Annotated in this window: 7 protein-coding genes; 6 read left to right on the top strand and 1 reads right to left on the bottom strand. The window is 43.3% G+C overall.

Annotation, left to right across the window (positions count from 1 at the left end; genetic code table 11):
- Positions 1 to 238: 238 nt before the first annotated feature.
- The 6 genes from IPI59_03620 (at position 239) to IPI59_03595 (ending at position 5,067) form a co-directional block, all read left to right on the top strand.
- On the top strand, positions 239 to 1,594 hold the full coding sequence (locus tag IPI59_03620; GenBank protein MBK7526645.1) for an IS110 family transposase: 1,356 nt from the start codon (positions 239 to 241) through the stop codon (positions 1,592 to 1,594).
- Positions 1,595 to 1,665: 71 nt separating this feature from the next.
- Positions 1,666 to 2,334: an FMN-binding negative transcriptional regulator gene (locus tag IPI59_03615; protein ID MBK7526644.1), complete on the top strand. Its 669-nt coding sequence runs from the start codon at positions 1,666 to 1,668 to the stop codon at positions 2,332 to 2,334.
- A 448-nt stretch (positions 2,335 to 2,782) separates the two neighbouring features.
- Positions 2,783 to 3,454, top strand: coding sequence for a hypothetical protein (locus tag IPI59_03610; protein MBK7526643.1), 672 nt, complete (start codon positions 2,783 to 2,785; stop codon positions 3,452 to 3,454).
- A gap of 38 nt (positions 3,455 to 3,492) precedes the next feature.
- Positions 3,493 to 4,056, top strand: coding sequence for a hypothetical protein (locus IPI59_03605; GenBank protein MBK7526642.1), 564 nt, complete (start codon positions 3,493 to 3,495; stop codon positions 4,054 to 4,056).
- A gap of 163 nt (positions 4,057 to 4,219) precedes the next feature.
- Complete coding sequence (locus IPI59_03600; protein MBK7526641.1) at positions 4,220 to 4,396, top strand: hypothetical protein; 177 nt, start codon at positions 4,220 to 4,222, stop codon at positions 4,394 to 4,396.
- Positions 4,397 to 4,473: 77 nt separating this feature from the next.
- On the top strand, positions 4,474 to 5,067 hold the full coding sequence (locus tag IPI59_03595; protein MBK7526640.1) for a hypothetical protein: 594 nt from the start codon (positions 4,474 to 4,476) through the stop codon (positions 5,065 to 5,067).
- 288 nt (positions 5,068 to 5,355) lie between these two features.
- Here IPI59_03595 and IPI59_03590 read toward each other — a convergent pair whose 3' ends face one another.
- Positions 5,356 to 19,623 (bottom strand): T9SS type A sorting domain-containing protein, encoded by a 14,268-nt coding sequence (locus IPI59_03590; GenBank protein ID MBK7526639.1) that lies wholly within the window; start codon positions 19,621 to 19,623, stop codon positions 5,356 to 5,358.
- Positions 19,624 to 19,750 lie beyond the last annotated feature (127 nt).

Raw genomic sequence — 19,750 nt, 5'->3', positions numbered from 1 at the left:
AGTCATCCGGCAGACAATACACACTACATTTGAAGCGGCTCATTGCAAGACCCTTCTAAGCATTGGTGCGTTATAGCTCGTGCGTCATTCTGGTTGGAATGTAAAAAGTCCCGATTCCCAGTCGGGACTTAGTGATAAATTCAGTGGTGGAGCTTTCGCTACCCCGTTCAGAATAATTTACAGTGCAAAGATACATTCTCTTTGAGCCATTTTTATTAACCTATAAAAAATAGAAAAAATGGAAAAACAAAAATTAGCAATGGACATTATCAACCCGCATTGTGCAGGCATTGATATTGGCAGTCGCAGCCACTTTGTTGCGGTGGGACAAGACTTGGAAGATGTTAAAGAGTTTGGGGTGTACGCTGATGACCTGACCGACATTTGTGTGCATCTAAAAGAGCATGATGTTACTTCTGTGGCTATGGAAAGCACAGGAAATTATTGGCAAAACCTCTATGTAGAACTCATTAAACACGGTTTTGATGTAACCCTTGCCAATGGCAAATTCACTAAAAACATCAAGGGCAAAAAAACGGATGTGAAAGATGCCCGGTGGATACAAAAACTACCCAGTATAGGTTTATTGACAAGCAGTTTTTTACCCGATGAAACCACCGAAAAGTTACGCACCTATTGCCGGCAAAGACAAAATATGCTCACGCTTGCTGCAGAAGCATCGCACAAAATGCAGAAATATCTTAAAATACTCAACTTTCGCTTGGATGTAGTAGTCAATGATATTTGCGGATTGACTGGTATGGCAATCATCACCGATATCTGCAAAGGAAATCTCGACCCTGAAAAACTTTCCGGACACCGACACGGTAACTGCAGAAAATCCAAAGAAGAGATATCCAAAGCCTTGAAAGGAAACAATCGTGAAGATTACCTGTTCGGGTTGAAGCAAGAATTAGAATCATACCAATTCTATCAAAAGAAAATTGCTGAATGCGATAAACAAATTGGAGCCTTTCTCAAACAGCAAATCAATACATATCCTGAAAAAAAGAAACTCAAAACAACCGACAAAACGCATAAGAGAATAAACAAAAATGCAATCAAAGGAATTGACCTCAATCAGGCTTCTTTTCAATACTTTGGTGGGGTTGATTTAATGAACATTGAGGGAATGAGTCACGCCACAGTGTTAAGCATTATCAGCGAAATTGGACCTGACGGCTTTCATAAGTTTGAAACTGCAAAACATTTTACAAGCTGGCTGCGACTTGCTCCGAACAACAAAGTAAGCGGAGGTAAATTACTCAGTTCAAAAACACCCAAGGGAAGCAACAGATTGAAAATTGCACTTCGCAATGCAGCCAATGCAATTGGAAATTTAAAAGACACCCATTTGTCTAACTTCTTCAACCGTGTATGTTACCGCAAAGGCAGAACCGTAGCCGTGAGTGCTACTGCCAGAAAACTTGCTGTAATACTTTGGAATATGGTCGTAAAAAAACTTCCTTACAAACCACCTACAGATTACCTGTTCCTTGATGAAAAAAGAAAACTAAAATTAGTAGCAAGAGTCAAAAAACAAATCGCTAAATTTGCCCTGACTAATGAGGACTTAGGATGCGTAATAACTTGATTCTGAACAGTAATATAAAACGTTAGTCAGAATTGTAAAACGACACCACATAACAAAAAAGGCAATCAAGAATGTATAATTTTTCATACTTTAAAGAGAAGGATAAACAAGCAATTTTGGAATTTTTAGAAGAATATCCATTTGCTTTTATGACAGGTAGCTTCAATTCAGGCAAACAGGTAGCAACCCAAATACCAATGTTGCTTGAAGAAAGAAATGGAGAACTATTTATGCATGGACACATAATGCGAAACACAGACCATCATAAAGCATTTGCTGAAAACCCAAATGCCTTGCTGGTCTTTACTGGACCAAGTTGCTATGTAAGTGCTTCTTGGTACAGCAACCCTCAAATTGGTTCAACCTGGAACTATATGAGTGTGCATATTGCAGGACAAGTAAACTTTATGTCAAATGACGAATTAGTGGCGTTTATGCGTAAACTGACTTTGAAATTTGAAAAAGGCAACTTACAATCGCAAACTTTCTACGACAATCTGCCGGACAATTTTTTGAGCAAGATGATGCCTGCAATCGTTGGATTTGAGATTAAGGCAGATAATATTGACAATGTGTTTAAGCTAAGTCAAAATAGAGATGAAAAGAGTTATATGAGTATCATTTCAAAACTTGAAGATCAAGGCGGTGGTGGTGCTTTAATTGCAGCAGAAATGAGAAAAAGAAAATCGGAGTTATTTCCGCCCGGAGTTGAGTGGGACGGTTCAAAATTTGACTCGTGAGAACCAATAAATAACGAACCGCTAACAGCGGTAACCGTTACACAACTCAAATTTTATTTAGGTGTTTTTTGGGCTAAAATGCCCGCCGTAGCTGCATTTGCCGCGTTCTAGGCAAACCTCAATTTTGGGATAAATAAATGGAAGTTCCTTTTTTTGAAGGCCTTAAAATGAACCTAATTAAGCCCAATAAAACGAATTTTGGAAAAACCACCTTATTATTTCCGGATGATGATATATTTGGGCTAATATTTTGGGCATTTTCCGGATAAATTTATGCCCTCGTTTTTTATCCGGATAAAATAAAGGCAGCCCGCCTCAAAACATATTTCATACAAGATTTATTAACGCAAAAAAACAAGCCCTCAAATCGCCGCCATTTGAAACTTATAATGTAAATTTGCCGAAACTTATGAGTTTTTAGACGGACTGACGTTAGTCAGAGTTTTAAATGACCTACACAGCAGACATAAAACGACAATTTTTCAACTCACTAAAACGTGGGACAGGCGAAGCGTATTTAATAGCAAAGAACAACCCGACAATTGACTTTTCAAATCAAATTATTAAAGGTGCTTTGAATATTTTCGCTTATGACGGACAATGTGAAGGAAATCGGGCACAATATATCTATGACATTATTTCTGTTTCAAAAAAGAAAGACAAAATTCGCAAAGCTATTTTGCAAGGATTGGCAACAGAAAAAAACGACACTTGGAATTTGACACATTTGTTTGCGCTTGCAAAACTTTTTGCCGAGCGAAATGACACAGAAGCAAAACGAGCAATTTATGACAGATTCTTAACCAATCCAATTGAAGGTTCTGATTGGGTTGGTGCTTATGAAATATTAGAACTTGACGGACTAAATGGACTTTTTTACGTTGCCGAAAAGTTTGGAAAACACATTGAACAAAATCCAGATGATTGGCAAGACGACTGGATAATTACACACTTTCAAGAAGAAAACAAAAGCATAAAAGTATACGAAGAACTTAAAAAGAAAGCCAAGACGAACAAGTTCATTCGTATTTATCTTGACAATATAAAACGTACAAAATCAAGTCAAAAAGGCATAAGACCAAACCAACAAAATATAAAGACATTATTGACGAAGTTATAAACAGCAAACCACGTATTTCATTCGTTAGAAAACGGAAATTGTTTCACGAAGAAGTAAATCAAGTAGCAAAACAACTCATTAACGAAGCGGACAAGGTAAATATTGAAAAACTCTTGGACATTTTTGATTTCTACAAATTTCCTTACGACAATCAAATAATTTTAGACTTTGCAAAGCAAAAGCGGACAAGCAAAAACAGAATTGTTGAAAACGCTGTTGAAGCATTAAAGCATTTAAAAAGCAAAGACATTAGAGACTTTGCAATCGACAAAATAAAAAACTCAAAAAATCCAATTGACTTTTTAGAAATCTTGACTTCTAATTACAAAAGTGGAGACTTCAAATTATTAAGTGAAATTGCAGACAATACAAACAATGAACACAAAATAGAACAATTAGCAGGAACTTATACAGATATATTCAAAGCGAACCAGACAAAAGAATGTAAACAACCTCTTGAAATACTGTATAACAAAATGAATTGTGCAATTCACAGAAAAGGAATTGTCGAAATTTTAATAAAGAATAAAGTTTTGTCGGACAAAATCAAAAGCGAAATTTTGTTTGACAGCGATTTAGAAACGAGAAATCTAACGAAATGACAAGAAAAACAGCAGGTAACATCGGTAACCGTTGCACAACTCAAATTTTACTTAGCTGATTTTTTGGGCTAAAATGCCCGCCGTAGCTGCCTTTGCCGCGTTTTAGGCAAACCTCAATTTTGGGATAAATAAATGGAAGTTTCCTTTTTTTGAATGCCTTAAAATGAGCCTATTACTTCCGGATAAAATTGCATCAGCGCATTTTCCGGATAAATTTACGCCCTCGTTTTTTTATCCGGATAAAATTAAGGCAGCCCGCCTCAAAATATATTTCATCCAAGATTTATTAACGCAAAAAAACAAGCCCTCAAATCGCCGCCATTTGAAACTTATAATGTAAATTTGCCGAAACTTATGAGTTTATAAACTGACTGACAATACATGCCATTTTAAATAGACGATAAAATTAAAAGCGTTATGAATAATATAAATAAAACTGGAATATTCTTTCTTCTAATAATACTCACTTCATTTAGTTCTGACAATTTACCCAAATCTTTTACCAGCTTACTTGCTCGGGCAAATTTATCTTTTCATCCCCCCCTTGGTTTTAAAGAAACAAAAATAATTGAGAACCAACAATTAAAATATGATTATGCACTAAAGGACAACACAAGAAACTTTGAACTTCGTTATTTAATTATGCCTCTAGACAGCACAATTATTAATTTCAATGAGTTTACAAAAAAAAATAAAACAAGTTTTATTACTCATCCTAACAAAATGTATCCAATGCTTTTTAATAAATTGCTTTTTGACCTATCTGGCGGAAACTATTCAGAAATTACCGAGTTTGACCAAAAAGGAGCAAAACTGGATTTTAATGCTGATTGGGGTGCAATATCCTTTTTTGAAGTTAACAAGGAGTTTGGACAAAAGTATAAGACAGCGATGATTCTTGCCATACACAAAGACAATTTTGGAGATGCATATTGTATATTTCTCTCTGAAAATGCTGATAAATTTAAAGAATTAATGGGAGCGGGTTTTTATACATTACAATTCAAATAATTTAAAGACTTAATGCTTAGCCGAACTTTAGTTTTTCAAAGCAACAGTAGTGCTGAAACACCCCGCCTTTGGCAGTACTATCCAGACGGCAAACTCTATCTCCCCACTTGTTAAACAACCAACCTATCCGGATGATTTTACGGCCATACCATTTTTCAGTACATAGTTGATTAGGGCGTATTACAAACACATCCATCCATACCTCCCCCCAAAAAACTACCCCACCAAAGAAAACCTTAGTGGGGTAATTTTTTTAAAACAAAGAATCAACTAACGGTATAGCCGTGTTTAGTCTTGTTTTACAAACTTGGTCATTAGCCCTGCTTTGTTATTGCTAAGGCTTACAAAATAAACACCTGCGGCAAGTTCGCGCATATCTAAAACGGTGGCATTTAGGCCAATATTGGCTTGCATACGCCATTGTTTTACTGCCCGTCCAGTTATATCCATTAATAATCCGGTTATTTCGTTTGCCTCAGGACTAATAAATTTCAATTCTACTGTTTCTTTGGCGGGTACGGGCGCAACCGATAGGATCTCAAAGTTTAAAGTACCGCGCACCAAACTAATTATACCCGATGCTTTTACAGTTTCGCCTAAAGCGGTGGTAGTAGTAAGGTAGTAGTAATTTATACCGGCGGCAGTATTGGGGTGCAAATACTGGTAGTCGTGTGGCGTACTGCTGTTTCCGGCGGCTTTTAGTTTAGCTATTGGCTCAAAATTAACGCCATCAACGCTGTGCATCACTGTAAACCAAGCGTTATCAATTTCAGATGCCGTATTCCAAGTAAGTTCGTTTCCTTGCGCAAGCACTTCGCCATAAAAACTCAACAACTCAATAGGCAGTATGTAGCAAGGCTCAATATCTAATTGGTTAAGCACCTGAATACATTGATTTTGGTCGCGGACTGTAATTTTATAGCCATTAGTATTACCCAATTCAAACGTAAACGGAGTATTGTCGTTTAAGGTGGCAATTTCAAGTACAACAGCATTATTTTTATCTGTTACAGATACTTGGTAGGGTGCAGCGCCACCACTAACTACGTTATCTACTGTATAAACTCCGGTTTTAACGGCATTGGCACAGTTGCGTTCGCTGTTAATCACAATATCTACCCCTTGGCAAATATCGGGCTCGCCCTCGCAGCTAATTGTACCCGTTAAAGTTGAACTGCCGCAAGATGTTGTTACAGTAAACACCACCTCGCTGTTTTCAGTTGTTCCGGCCGGAGGGGTAGCGGTATAGCTGTTTCCGGATATTGCAGTACCTCCGTTTACACTATAACTAACTGCTGCATCGGGGCAGGTTGTTACCGATAAGCCGCAATCATCAGTATTAACAGTTAATTTAGACGTTGTGGCGGGGTCGGGCAATACGGTTATAAAATAACTTAGTTCTACATCGCTACATTGTGCCGGAGCCTGTACTTTAGCCGTATAAACATTTACTATTGGTGTGCAAGTGTTATTCGTCAGATTTCCGGTAGTAATATTCACGCCGGTGGCACCATTTGACCATAAAATATCATTGGGCAGCACATTAGTCGGCAGTACGCTTAAATCTGCTGACTCGCCGCTACAAATGGTAATATTGGGCAATACGTCATCGGGGTAGTTGAGCAAACACTCTTTGGCAAGGCCCACACAAGTTAGCGTTTTGGCGATGCTTGTTTTGTTGCAAGTTTCGCCGCTGGCAAAGTAAAACGTTACATTTTGGGTAATCGTTTGCCCTTCGGGGGCATTAATAGTATAGCTATTTCCGGTTATTATTGCGCCCCCATCTACCGAGTAGCTAATAATTGTATTGGGGCAAGCGGTAGCTATCGCGCCACAACCATCCGCATCAACTGTTACCTGGGCTACGCCAGCGGGGTCGGGCAATATATTTATGGCAATAGTTATTTGCTCGGCGGGGCAATCGGCATCTCCGGCAATTACTGCGGTAAAGGTTACTACTTGTGTATTGCAAGTATTGTTGGTTAAAATACCCGTATTAATGCTTAAACCGCTTTGACCTGTTGACCAAATTACAGCTTGCGGGTTGGCATTGATAACCTCAACTGTTAAATCAAGTGCATCGCCCGAGCAAACAGTATAGGTATCGGCTGCGCCATTTGGCAGTTGTACTGATGGGCAATTTTGGTTGCCGCCATCGCAGTCGGGCAATGGTATGGTAAGTATGGTTGCGGCGGGGCAACTACCCGAGCCCGGATATTTTATATCAATAGTCAAAGGCGTGCCGAAGCCAGTGGCATCAATAGTGGCGGTGCCAAACAAGGGTGTTCCGGGGTTTTGGTCGTAATCAATAGTAAAGCTTGGACAGGTTGTAACAGTAACCAAGCAACCATCAACCGTTGTATTGGTATGGCTTGGGTTGGTAACATCGGGGCGCACCTTAACGGTATAAATTACCGATGTTTGTGGGCAGCCATCGCCGCCTTTGCCGGCGGGTACTAATGCTTTGTAGGTAAGCGTAAGTTTATCGCAGGTAGTATTGGCAATATCGGTTAAATCTAAGTTTGCGCCTTGCCCTACTAATATATTGTTCAAATCGAACCACAAAATTTCATTGGGCTCAACGTGGTTATACAATACACTTAGGCTCAGATCGTCGCCGGTGCAAACATTCACTAACCCATTATTACCCACCGGAAGCGAAATTACAGGGCAATCATCCCCTCCAACCGGGCAGTTAAAGCTAACGGTTACGGTTTGACCCAAATTGCAGCCGGCAGGTGCATCCGGATTAACAATAGTAAACGGCAACGGATTAGGCGAGTCGGCATTTACCTCTACATTGGCACTGCCTGTAAATACTTGGCCGCCATCGCCCGGATAACTAATTAAAAAGCTGCTGCACGTGTTAATACTTACCGTACAACCATTGGCCGAAGTGTTGGTAATGGCAGGAGCGCTAATATCGGGGTAAACCTTAACTACAAAGGGCAAACTTACAGCCGGGCAATTATCATCCGGATTTTCAGTTAATTCGGCAGTATAATTATAAACAACCGGATTACAACTGGTTGTATTAGTCAATAAATCGGTATTTATTACGCTAACCCCCGTTGCAATGATATTGCCTTGTCCGTCGCGCCAAATAATATCGGCAGTCGAGCCATTTAGCACGGCTACGGCAAGTGTGGCAGCAGTTTCGTTGCAAATATCAAATATGCCGTCCGAGTCGTTAGTATAAACCAAACTTGGGCAGGCATCAACGCCCTCGCAATCAAGAATTGTTGTTAAACCATTGCTAAACGAGCCGCATCCATATAGGCCGTCCGATATGGTAAAGGCAATAGTAGCGTTTACCGCTTGGCCATTGGCACTAAAAGTATTTCCCGACTGGGCGGGGCCACCATTAACGGTATAGCTAACATCAAACTGTGGGCAAGCCAGCAAGGTAACGGTGCAATTATCGGCATCTTCAATTAATTGGGCAAACACATTGGGCTTCGGATGCACGGTAACATTAACCAATTTACTTACTACGGCTTGGCAATTGCCCGATTTTGGCGCATAAACAGCATAGTAGCTAAGTTTTTCGCCATTACATTCGTTTGTGGTAGCGGTTATATTATTGGGGTTCGTTACAATATTGTTATTCTCGTCAAACCAAGTTACAACACCGCCGTCGTCGTTTTTAATTGAGGCCAGCAAACTAAACGTGTCGTCATCTGAACATATATTTGTGGTCGAGGCTTGAACACTTTCAAACGAGGGGCATAAACAAAAGTTTTTCGGCACTAATCCAGATATTGAGGTGGTACAACTGTTATCATCTACTATTGTTACCCCTACATTGTCGCCTTCAAACAGGCCTTCAATTTGTACTACGGGCAAATCTGTTAGGTCAAGTGTGCCTTTTCCGGTATTTATAAAATTACCGGGTTTGTAAGGTTGTTTGCCTCCACTAAGGGTAAAGGCAGCCACAACACCTCCGCCATCAATACACGAATAACTTAATTGCGAGGCAACCAAATCTTCTAACGCATCAACACTAAAACAAGTATTGCTAACATCTACACATTGACCTTTAATACCCACAATATTGGTACTTGTAGTATAAACGTCTAAATAAGATATGCCATAAATGCAATAGTCGCCCGGATTGTTAATAGTAAATTGTGCTGTTTTGGCAGGTGCATTTTTGGTTTGCAAAATATTACCCAAGCCATCAACCAACACAAAATCGTATTTGTAGCCGTTAGGCCCGCCATTAGTATTTACCGTAATTGTTTGAGGCAAATTATCGGCACAAATTATTTGAGGGGCAACCGATGTTACTGTGCCAGCATTGGGCGCTGTAAAATCAACCTCAAATGTTTTTTGCTTACATGCAACCGGAACATTGGCATTATTATGCACCACGGTAAATATCGCTTTTCCAGTACTTCCATCAGTTGGTTGATACGTTGCACCTGTACCGTTTTGGTCGGCTATACCATCGTTATTTGTATCGGCAGCCCAGGTAACCGTATAATTGGGGCATATATTCGATAAACTTACTTGGCAAGTATTGTTGCCGCTTACAGTAGCCGTAATGTCCGGATAAACCCAAACGGTAACTAACTGACTAAATACATTGCTGCACACTGCTGTTGTAGGGTCATAAACCGCATAAAAACTAAAACTTTCGCCTTGGCAATCGGTAGTAGTAAGCACTATATTATTGGGGTTGGGTATTGGTTGATTCAATTGGTTGTACCAGGTAAGTGTACCGCCATCGGGGTTATTTACCGTAACGCTAAGGCCAATATTTCCGCCCGAACAAATATTATTAGCAGTCGCAACGGGTGCAACTATGGTTGGGCAGGTTGCCGGGCAATAAAATCCAGTATTAAACACAGCTGTTTTGCAATCGGCGGGCATACCTGCCAAACCTGCGGTAACCGTGTATTGTATGCTGCCGGCCTCGCCCGGATCGGGGGTGTAGGTGTTGCCCGTTCCGGTTAATCCGGTATTAGGGCCAGCCGTTATCAACCAAGTAATATTGGCCGGAGTAACGCCTAATTCAGCAGCACAATTAACATTTATACTTGCTGGTTGAGTACAGGTGCCAGATATTGTGGTAGCTGTAATCTCCGGATATGTTTTAACCTCAAACGAGCGCATTGTGCGGCAATTTGGGTCGGTAGCAATCGGAACATTAATGGCATAAACTGTATAAGTAATGATGCCACAACTTGTATTTGCAGGTAAATTGGCATCGTTTAATACGGCAGTATTGCCATCGCTAACGGCTTCGCCTAAAATGGCATAGTTGGGGTCGGTGTCATTAAAGGGGTCGGTTAAAATACCGCCATTTTTATTATAAACAAAGCGCACACTGCCATTAGTTTGTACTGTTACATCAAAATCGCCATCCGAGCAAACGGGGGCGGGATTGCTAATGGGTTGCATGGTGTAAACCGGAATTACCGTTACCACTACTTGCGTAGTTGGGCCTTGGCAATTAGTAGGCTCAGGGCCATAAGCCGTTACAATATAGGTAACCGTTACCGGTTGGTTGCTTGTACTGGTTAATGTTTGCAAAATAGGGCCGGCAACAGGTGTATTTTGGTTGCTATACCCCGAAACACTGCCGCTTGATGGCACTGCTACCCAAGTAAACAACGAACCCGTAACATTACTGTTTAACCCAATATTAGTTGTTTGCCCGCTACACAACACCATCGAAGTGGGGTTTGGTATAACGACAGGCAAAGGGTTAATTGTAATATTAACCGGGAAACTATTACCCAAACAACCGTTTACACTTAACGGGGTAACGGTATAGGTAATTGTTACAGGGCTGTTGGTTGTATTGGTTAATTGTTGATTGATAACATTGCCGCATTCGCTGGTGCAACTTGTTGCGCCGTTGTTGTTGGCAGGCACTGTCCATGTAAAATTACTTCCCGGAATATCTGTTAGCAATTCAATAGTTGTAAATGTACTGCTACAAATAGTTTGCGAGGCAGGTTGAGCACTGCCTGCCGGTAAAGCCCAAATAGTATAGGTTGTGCCAAAACGTGGGCTTTCGCAGCCATTGACAGTGTTCGACACATAATAATTGTAAACACCCGGAACTGTTACGATTGGCGTATAGCTGCTTCCGGTTGCGCCCGATATTAATAAATTAATATTGTTGGGGCCATACCACTGGTAATTGGTGCCTCCACCCGAAACTAAAGCTATATTGGGCTGCCCAAAGCAAACCGCTTGTGGGGTGGGCACATCGGGCAATGGAACTAACTCGTCTAATCCTATCAATATTACAACGTCGGTAAAACAGCTTGTGCTATTGCTAGTAAACCTAAACACATAGTTTCCGGGGGTTAATCCGGTAACGGGAGTAGTAGTTACAGGTACAGCATTTATTACGTCAAAAACAGTGCCTTCGCTATACGCTACGGTCATACCAGCCGGAATAGTAAAATCGGCACTGCCATTATTTTCGCCACAGTTGGCATTAGTAGTAGTAATAGTAGGTGCAACCGGATTTGGATTAACCGTAATCGTTACCGTAGTATTGCTGCCTGCGCAGCCGTTAGCTGTAGGCGTTACGGTATAAGTTACCACTTGTGGCGTTGTAACGCCAGCCGCTAAACTTAGGGTTTGTGTAATTGAGGATCCGCTACCGTTAGCCTCGCCCGTAACATTGGGGTTGTCAGTAACAGTCCAGCTAAACGATGTTCCCGGAACATTGCTTGTTAGGGCAACACTTGTGCTGCCGCCACTACAAATAGCTTGTGTATTAGGAGTAGCCGTAACCACCGGAATTGGATTTACTGTAACCACCGCCGTAACGGGTGTACCGGTACAAGTGGCAGCACCATTTGTAAATACAGGCGTAATAACATAGGTAACAGTTGCAGATGAAGTGCCGCTATTTGTCAGCACTTGCGAAATGGGGCCGGCTACGGGTGTTATTTGGTTGCTAAATCCGCTCAAATTGCCATTCGAGCCTGATGCTGTCCAAGTAAACAAGGTACCAGCTACCGAACTGCTTAGGGCAATATTTGTGGCCACACCGCTACAAACGCTCGAGTTTACAGGCGTAGCCGTAGCATCGGGTACGGGGTTAATAGTAACATCTACGTTTATGGGTGTGCCGGCACAGTTTGAGGGTGCGGGTCCAACAGGCGTAATCGTATAAGTTATAGTTTGGGGGGTGGTTATACCCACCGCTAAACTTAATGTTTGGGTAATTAAATTGCCACAATTCGAAGCACATGCACTCTCGCCCACTACGTTGCCGGTTGCGCCGCTTACTGTCCAGGTAAAAATGGTGCCGGCTTGCGGGCTGTTAATGGCAATACTGGTAGCATCGCCGCTACAAAGCAAATTTACAGTTGGTGTTGCAGTTGCCGTAGGCGTTGGATTTACCGTAATTACTACAATAGTAGGCGCACCCGTACAAGTTATACCGCCGTTTGTAAACAAAGGCATAATAGTATAGGTTACCGTAGCTGCATTGTTGCCGGTATTGGTTAGCGTTTGGGCTATAGGGCCAGCCACAGGCGTTGCTTGGTTACTAAAGCCAGTAACAGTTCCCGATGAGCCTGTGGCCGTCCAAGTATATAATGTTCCGGCAATAGTACTGCTTAAAGCAATATCTGTTGTTGAACCGCTACAAATAATGGTTGCCGATGGTGTAGCCGTTACATCCGGATTTGGATTAACCGTAATATCAACTGCAATAGGTGTCCCGGGGCAATTTGTAGGCGCTACCCCAATTGGCGTAACTGTATAGGTAATGGTTTGCGGCGTGGTAATGCCTGCTGCCAAACTAAGCGTTTGAGCTATTAAATTGCTGCACCCCGAAGGGCAAGCAGTTTCGCCAACTACGTTGCCGGTTGCGCCGCTCACCGTCCAAATAAAATTAGTGCCGCTTTGTGGGCTGGTAAGCAAAATATTAGTATTGCTGCCACTACACAAGGTTTGAGTAGCTGGAGTAGCCGTTGCTGTCGGCGCCGGATTTACCACTACTGTAACCTGCGATGCTGCACTTTCGCAACCGTTGGCATCAATAGCTGTTACCCAAATATTTTGTGGACTTGTGGCCGGAGTAGTATTGGGGTTATAACTCGATACCGGCCCGGCTAACAAACTTGTTAATCCGGAGTTGCTATAAAAATTATACTGCGTATTAGTAGAACTTCCTGCTATATTTACATTATCAATCCGGAATGTTCCCGCAGTGCCCGTTGAAGCGTAAGCATAAATACGGAAACAACCCGTACCAAATGGCAGGGCTTTGTTTACAGCTAAACTACCCGATGCTACAAATGTATTGGCGGCATATCCGGTAGCAGTGCCAATAGTGGTAAAAGTGGCAAATCCATCGGTTGAGTATTGTACAACCCAAGTTTGAGGGCCCGTGTTCGAGCGGCGGAAATCAAAACTAAACGAGGTCAAATTAAGGTCAAAGCAATCATTAGTTGGCGATATACAAAACTCGAAATAGTCGTTTACATCCGGACTTGTGGCTGCTGTCCAGTTGTCGGCACTCCATGCCAAGCCCGGATTTCCGGTAAAGAAATTGAGGTTACTTACCCCGCTTCCGGCTGTGCCGTTATTGGCTGTTGCACCATTGCCGGTTACAGTGGCTACGGTATTGCTGGCATTAAAATTATACACTGCACTGCTAAACGAAGCTGTTTCGGTGCCACACGGTGCGGGCGTTATTAAGGTGCTGCCACCCTCGCAAACTGTAATATTGCTTACGGTTGGGGCAGCAGGATTTTGAATAACGGTTAAACTTACCGGGTCTAATACACTCGTACAGCCATTTACAGTTACCGAAACAAAATAGTTGGTCATAGTATTGGGGCTTGCCGGCGGAACGGGTGTAAAATTATTGTTTGTACCGCTTTGCAAGACAGTTATTGCATTGCCGGCATAAAAAGTGTAAGTTGCACCAGCAACAGAGGTAATTGTAATTGTTTGCAGCTCGCCCTCGCAAACAACTACATCATTAGCAGTAGGAGTTGTAGGTATGGGCGTAATGGTTATTGTTCGGGTATCACTAACGGCTGTACAAGGCCCAGTGGGGTCTTGCGAGGTAAGGGTTAGTGTAATTGTGCCTGTTTCACCTGCTCCGGGGGTATAGGTAACCGTTGCGGGGGTACTTGTTAAAGTAGTAACAGAAAGCGTGCCAGTGCCGTTATGTGTCCATTGGGCTTGGGTAGCACCACCGCCCACCGTAGCACCGCTAAGGGTAATGGCTGTTGGCGGTACAGATTGACAAACTGTCAAGTCGGGGCCTGCATTTACTGTTGCAGGTGGATGTATTGTTAAAACCGCTGGCGCGTTGGTTATGTCCATACAAGCATCCGGATTGGGGTTAGTATCAATTACATCGCCTTCGTTGTCAGTGATATTGGTTAAATTAGTAAGATTGTTAATGATTGGCTGTAATCCTTGCGCCATATTATACGACAGGCCATAAACATTAAACACTACTGGTATTGTGCCGTTATTGGTAGTAGGTACATTTAAGCCTGCAAATGTGCTGCTGCTGGCAATAATTACATTGCTGCCGCCATTGGTCAACAAAAATAAATAGCCATAGTTGGGAGCAGCAGGAGCGCCGGCAGGCACATTTATAGTTATCCAGGTTCCACCACTACAAATATCTTGTGGGGCAGGGCTTAATACATCGGCATTTGCCTGGCAACAATTGCAGTTAATTACTACGGTAGATGGCAACGAAATATTGTAACAGCAATTTAAGGCCGGGTTAAACGGAGCAACACTACTAATAGGGTCGCCATTTTGAATAGCATTTAACAAAGCACTTACATTAGGGTCATCGTTATCGTAATTAAGGGCATAAACATTGTAAGTGCCATTTACTAAACCATCAAAATATCCGGTATTATTGCTTGCAATAATTAACCCGGTAGTTTGATCAACTAATAAATATACTTGGGTAAACCCGGTAGCACCAAAGGCGGTAAAGGTGCCGGACTCGGCTTGTCGCAATAAATACCCTGCATTGTAGGGCGGCTGAACGGTGCAGTCGCAGCCGTCTCCTATTTCGGGGCATAGGGTTTCAATGATTTGTTTTGAGGCAGTACAAGCAGTAGGGCAATCGGTATCGGTGGTGGCGCGACTATCGGTTGCGTTTACCGTTTTAATGCCCGTACCCGTACCGGTATGATTAATTAGGCCAAATATAAGTGCCGTTCCGGTAAAAGTTTGGGTTTCATTGGCATCGGCTACATCGCCATCGCCATTAATATCAAGTGTTACCGTATAGGGGGCGATGCCGCCAGTTATATTTGTTACTTCAATTTGGTATTGCGAGCTGCTTAGTGGGTTAAGCGGCAACGATGAGGGCGAGCCTGCACAAGTTGCCTGGGCAGTAATTACAATCGGAGCTAATACTGTAAATGGTACGGTATTGGTTCCGGAGTTTGTAATATCGCCGCAGCCATTTCCGGTACCTGCCGCATCGTTGCTATCTACAAAATCTAACAAAGCTATTAAGGCCGAAATATTAGTTCCGGTAAGCGAAGCCAAGCTCGGCAAAATAGGGTCGGCAGTTTTAAAATGATAGCCGCGTATAGTATAAGTACCCGGTATCAAATTGGCCGGCGGAGTAACAACCACAGATGCCGGAGCGTTGCCTCCAACAATAACTGTTTGCGTGTAAACAATCAATCCGGATGCGTTTGTAATTAATATGGCATACGTATAATCGGCTGGTATTGCCGGGTTAGTTATCCCAGTCAAATCCACTACAATATCTGTCGAGCCAATAATGCCCGTATCGTTTGAGCAAAACTGTATACATTGGCTGGTTTCGGTTAATACGCCTGCATCGGGCGAGCAGCACACATCGGGGGTGGTAGTAACAGCTACGCTGCCAACGGCAGTACAACCATTCGCCAATTCGTAAATAAAATAGTAGGTTGTAGTTAGGGGGCCATTAGGGTCGGTTGGTGGCACCACATTGGTTGGGTCGGCTATTAAAAAGGCATTGGGGTCAAAGGCGGGGTCGTTGGGGTTAAAAGTGTACCAAGTAAACGTACCGCCGGCGGGGGTAACTGTAATGGCTACGGCTGTTAGGTCAATAGCATCTACGGGTGCCTGGTTGCATACATTTGGAATAGTGCCAACCGATATTACCGTAGGTGCCGATGCCGGGGGGTCAACGGTGCGGGTTGCCGGAGAAACGTTGCCGGCGCAACTGGCTTCATCAACAACGCTAATTAGGCTGTAAGTACCTGCAATATCGGTTGTAAAAGTATAGGGGTCGTTATTGGTGGTAAGTTCGGTTTGTGTTCCGTTTACTTCATAAACAAATGTCCAAGGCCCGCTAACACCAATTGGGCAATTAACCGACGAAAAATCAACTGTTACCGAGCCGTCGTCGCCGGTGCCGGGCGTGCAGCCGGTTATGTCGGTGGCGGCGGTTAGGGTGGCCGTAATGGTTGGATGAATATTTACAGTAGCTTCGGCGTTGTTTACCGTTCCGGCGCATCCGGTAAATGGGGCGGCGGCGGGGCAGGTATTATCTTGCTGCATGCTTGTTAAAATAATTGTTTGCGTACCATCGCAGGTGGGGGCGGCAATGGGTATGTTTAAGATGCCGGTGGTGCCGGTAGCATTAAACTGGATGTTTTGCGCTACGCCATTACGAGTATAGCCAATGCAATAATTTTGTCCGGATATTAAATTGCTCAAATTAACCGGAACGTTTTGTGTGCCATCGACTTCGCAAGCGTCTATATTAACGGCTTGTAAATCGGCAACGGGGCAGGTTACGGTGTAATTGCGCGAAGGTGTAGCTACAGGTGTTGTGCCGGTACATTCTGTTGGAGCAGTTTGACGCGGTTTTATTACTGCCTTGAAAAAGTCATCTGTTGTATTATTACAAGATATTGATGGTATCGTATAGTTAAAGCAAACAGGCAAAACAGGCGTAGATGTTCCGGGGGTGCCTGAGCCAGCGCCGGGCCCATTTGTTGTTCCAATTCCATCAAAGTCAGTTGAACTATTTATCCAATTATTGTCAGTAGCATTTTCAATTCGAGTGCCCTCAAAACTTGTGCCTAAGTTTCCACCTGTTTCAAAAGAAGCAGAAGGTACGGGAACACTGCTTGCTGCCGAACAACCCACTTGGGCAGCAGAGGCTATTACTGATTGTCCGCTTGTGGGTGCCCCTTCATAGGCTAAGGCGTCAATAACTACTCCTGTATTGCTAACAACCATAATTTGGTCTCCGCCGTTAGCTAAGGCAAACGAACCAGATAAGCAACCACACCCTGCTGTATTCAAATCAAGATTTGGAATTGATGAGCAGCCGCCGCCAATTACAAACACGCCATCTACTGGCATCAATGTTCCAGCAGGTATTGTAATAGTGCCTTCGCCATCAGATATTCGCCAGCATCCAATTGAACAACCTGGTGTACCTACTAATTCTATAACTTCAGATGAATTGCTACCCCACGTGCCATCTGAGCAACCAGCCGGAACAGTTATCACATCATACACAAAAGAAGAGATATATAAATCAGGAATACAGGGACCTGAGGTGCATGTTATAGTTTCACTTCCTATTAAAGTGCCTTGTCCAGCATAAGGGTCAAAGCTGCTATTATTACCATTGTAAAATTCAATACTACCACCACAAGGTAGGTTAGTTCCATTAATACAAAGTTGAAGTTGGTCGCCTGGGCATTTAGTTCCTTCAATTGTTGACGTAGCATCCCAAGAAATTGTTGGACATGGCGGCGGCGCCGCCCTGCAAGCGTTGTTTATACTTATTGTTTGGGTATTGTTGCAAGTTGCGGGGCCGCAATCTGTAGTGCTGGGGCAACCACTCGAAACTTGAACGGTAATAGGGCCGGTTAAAGAGTTTGGCAAGCTAAACAACCCTGTTGTGTTGGTGCTACCTACGGGCGCGCCATTGTCAAAAAGTTGGTAAGTTGGGGTACAGCCTCCTGTAACGCCGGCGGCTGTGCCTACGTCTATAACGCCAGCCGTAAGGGGTGGGCAGTTTAAGCTACTTGAAGCCACGGCAAGCGGCTCGGCTACTATAATTTTTACGGTTACGCGCTCGTAACATTCGTTATTGCTGGCAGGGTTATTTGAGCCGCAACAGTCGTAAATATAATCTTTCCATTGCAGCGTAATAGTATGCGTACCTACGGGAATTACGGGTGTTGTATGCGTTAGGCTTGTTGTACCTGCGCCGTTGGTGCTGTACGTCCAAGGGGTTAAACCCGCGCCACCTGCACTAATGGGTACATCTATATACGAGCCGATATTTCCTGTGCCTGCTCCGTCTTGGTGGCCTACTTCGCCGGTTAGGGTAGTACCCCCCTCGCCCGAAACGTGTTGATAGTTAAAAATATTGTATTGGAAGGTAATAGCTGAGGGTTGGCAAACAAAATAGGTAATTTCGCCACTGCACGAGTTGGCAAACGCTACGGGTGCGCCCGCCGCGCAGGTAATATTTAAATCCCAAACATCGGCATTATTGGGGTTGCCGGGTGTTGGGTGGTCGGTATAACCCCATTGAGCGAGGGCGTTTGCGGCGTTGCACGAGCTTGGCACGAGGGGTGCTCCGGGCAGGGCAATATCATCACAATCGGGGTCATCGTGGTGCGAGGGGTTTTGTGCGCTAACCCCTACTCCATGCGAACCATCGGTATTTAACAATCGTACAAAAGACGAGTTACATCCGGTTGGTGCTTCCTGTAAGCCAATCCAAATCGGTTGATCAAGTCCGGGCATTGTATAGCAAACAGTATTGGCATTACAATCGCCGGCAGGCATAAAATTTACGGCTGTGGCATCGCCACCATCGGCTTTGCGCCCAACATGGGTGCCGACATAGTCGTTAATAATACCATTTTCATCATTGTCGCCGAGGGTGTAAGCTGCGCCATCTTGTACAGAAATATGGTCGGCACCACCGCCACAAGCACCATTCGAGCCGCCAAAGGTGTTTATTCCGGATGGTGTAGCGCCGGGCAAGCCCCAATAAACGGCATCGTGTGGGGTGCCGTCGGGTTGAAAAAGTATTACTTGGTCGCCATCGTTGTTGGTGCCGCAATAGCCGTTATCGAGGGTAAAGCCATAAGTACCAATTGAAGGTGAAACAAAATTGCTGTTGGCGGCATCACAAACATCAAAATCGAGGGGCATACCTTCAAAATCGCAAACCGAGCAATTTAAGCCCGATACGGGTTCGTAGGCACTGTCGTCGTTGGCATTGGCAGCAGGCAAGGATGTTGCGCCACAGCCTATTATAAAAACACCATCAGCAGGAATTACCGTTGCCGAAGGCAATACTACTGCCCACTCGCCATTGGTTATAACCATACAGCCTATATTGGTTCCGGGCAGGCCAGCCAGTTCTACAATGGCATCGTTGCGTGCCTCTATATTGCCGCCGTCGGCACTTATTTCGTTAATTACAACGCCATGATAGGGGTTTCCGGTGGTACAGTCGGGGGTGTTGGCACCGGGGCATTGCGCAAAAGACAAAGTATTGTTTGCCCCCACAATTAATAATATAGAAAGAAATAAAGAAAAAGTAAATTTCATATTTTAGTAGTATTATTTTTTAAAGACTTAGATGTGGTTGCAGGTAAAAAAATATCCGGATAGTTTATTTGTACTCCTATTGCTTAAAATGTGTGATTCTTATTATCATCCGGACAATGTATTGGCA

This window comes from Sphingobacteriales bacterium, assembly GCA_016706405.1.
GTDB lineage: Bacteria > Bacteroidota > Bacteroidia > Chitinophagales > UBA2359 > BJ6.
The sequence above is the reverse complement of the archived record's forward strand: the minus strand, read 5'-3'. Positions and strand labels throughout refer to the sequence as shown.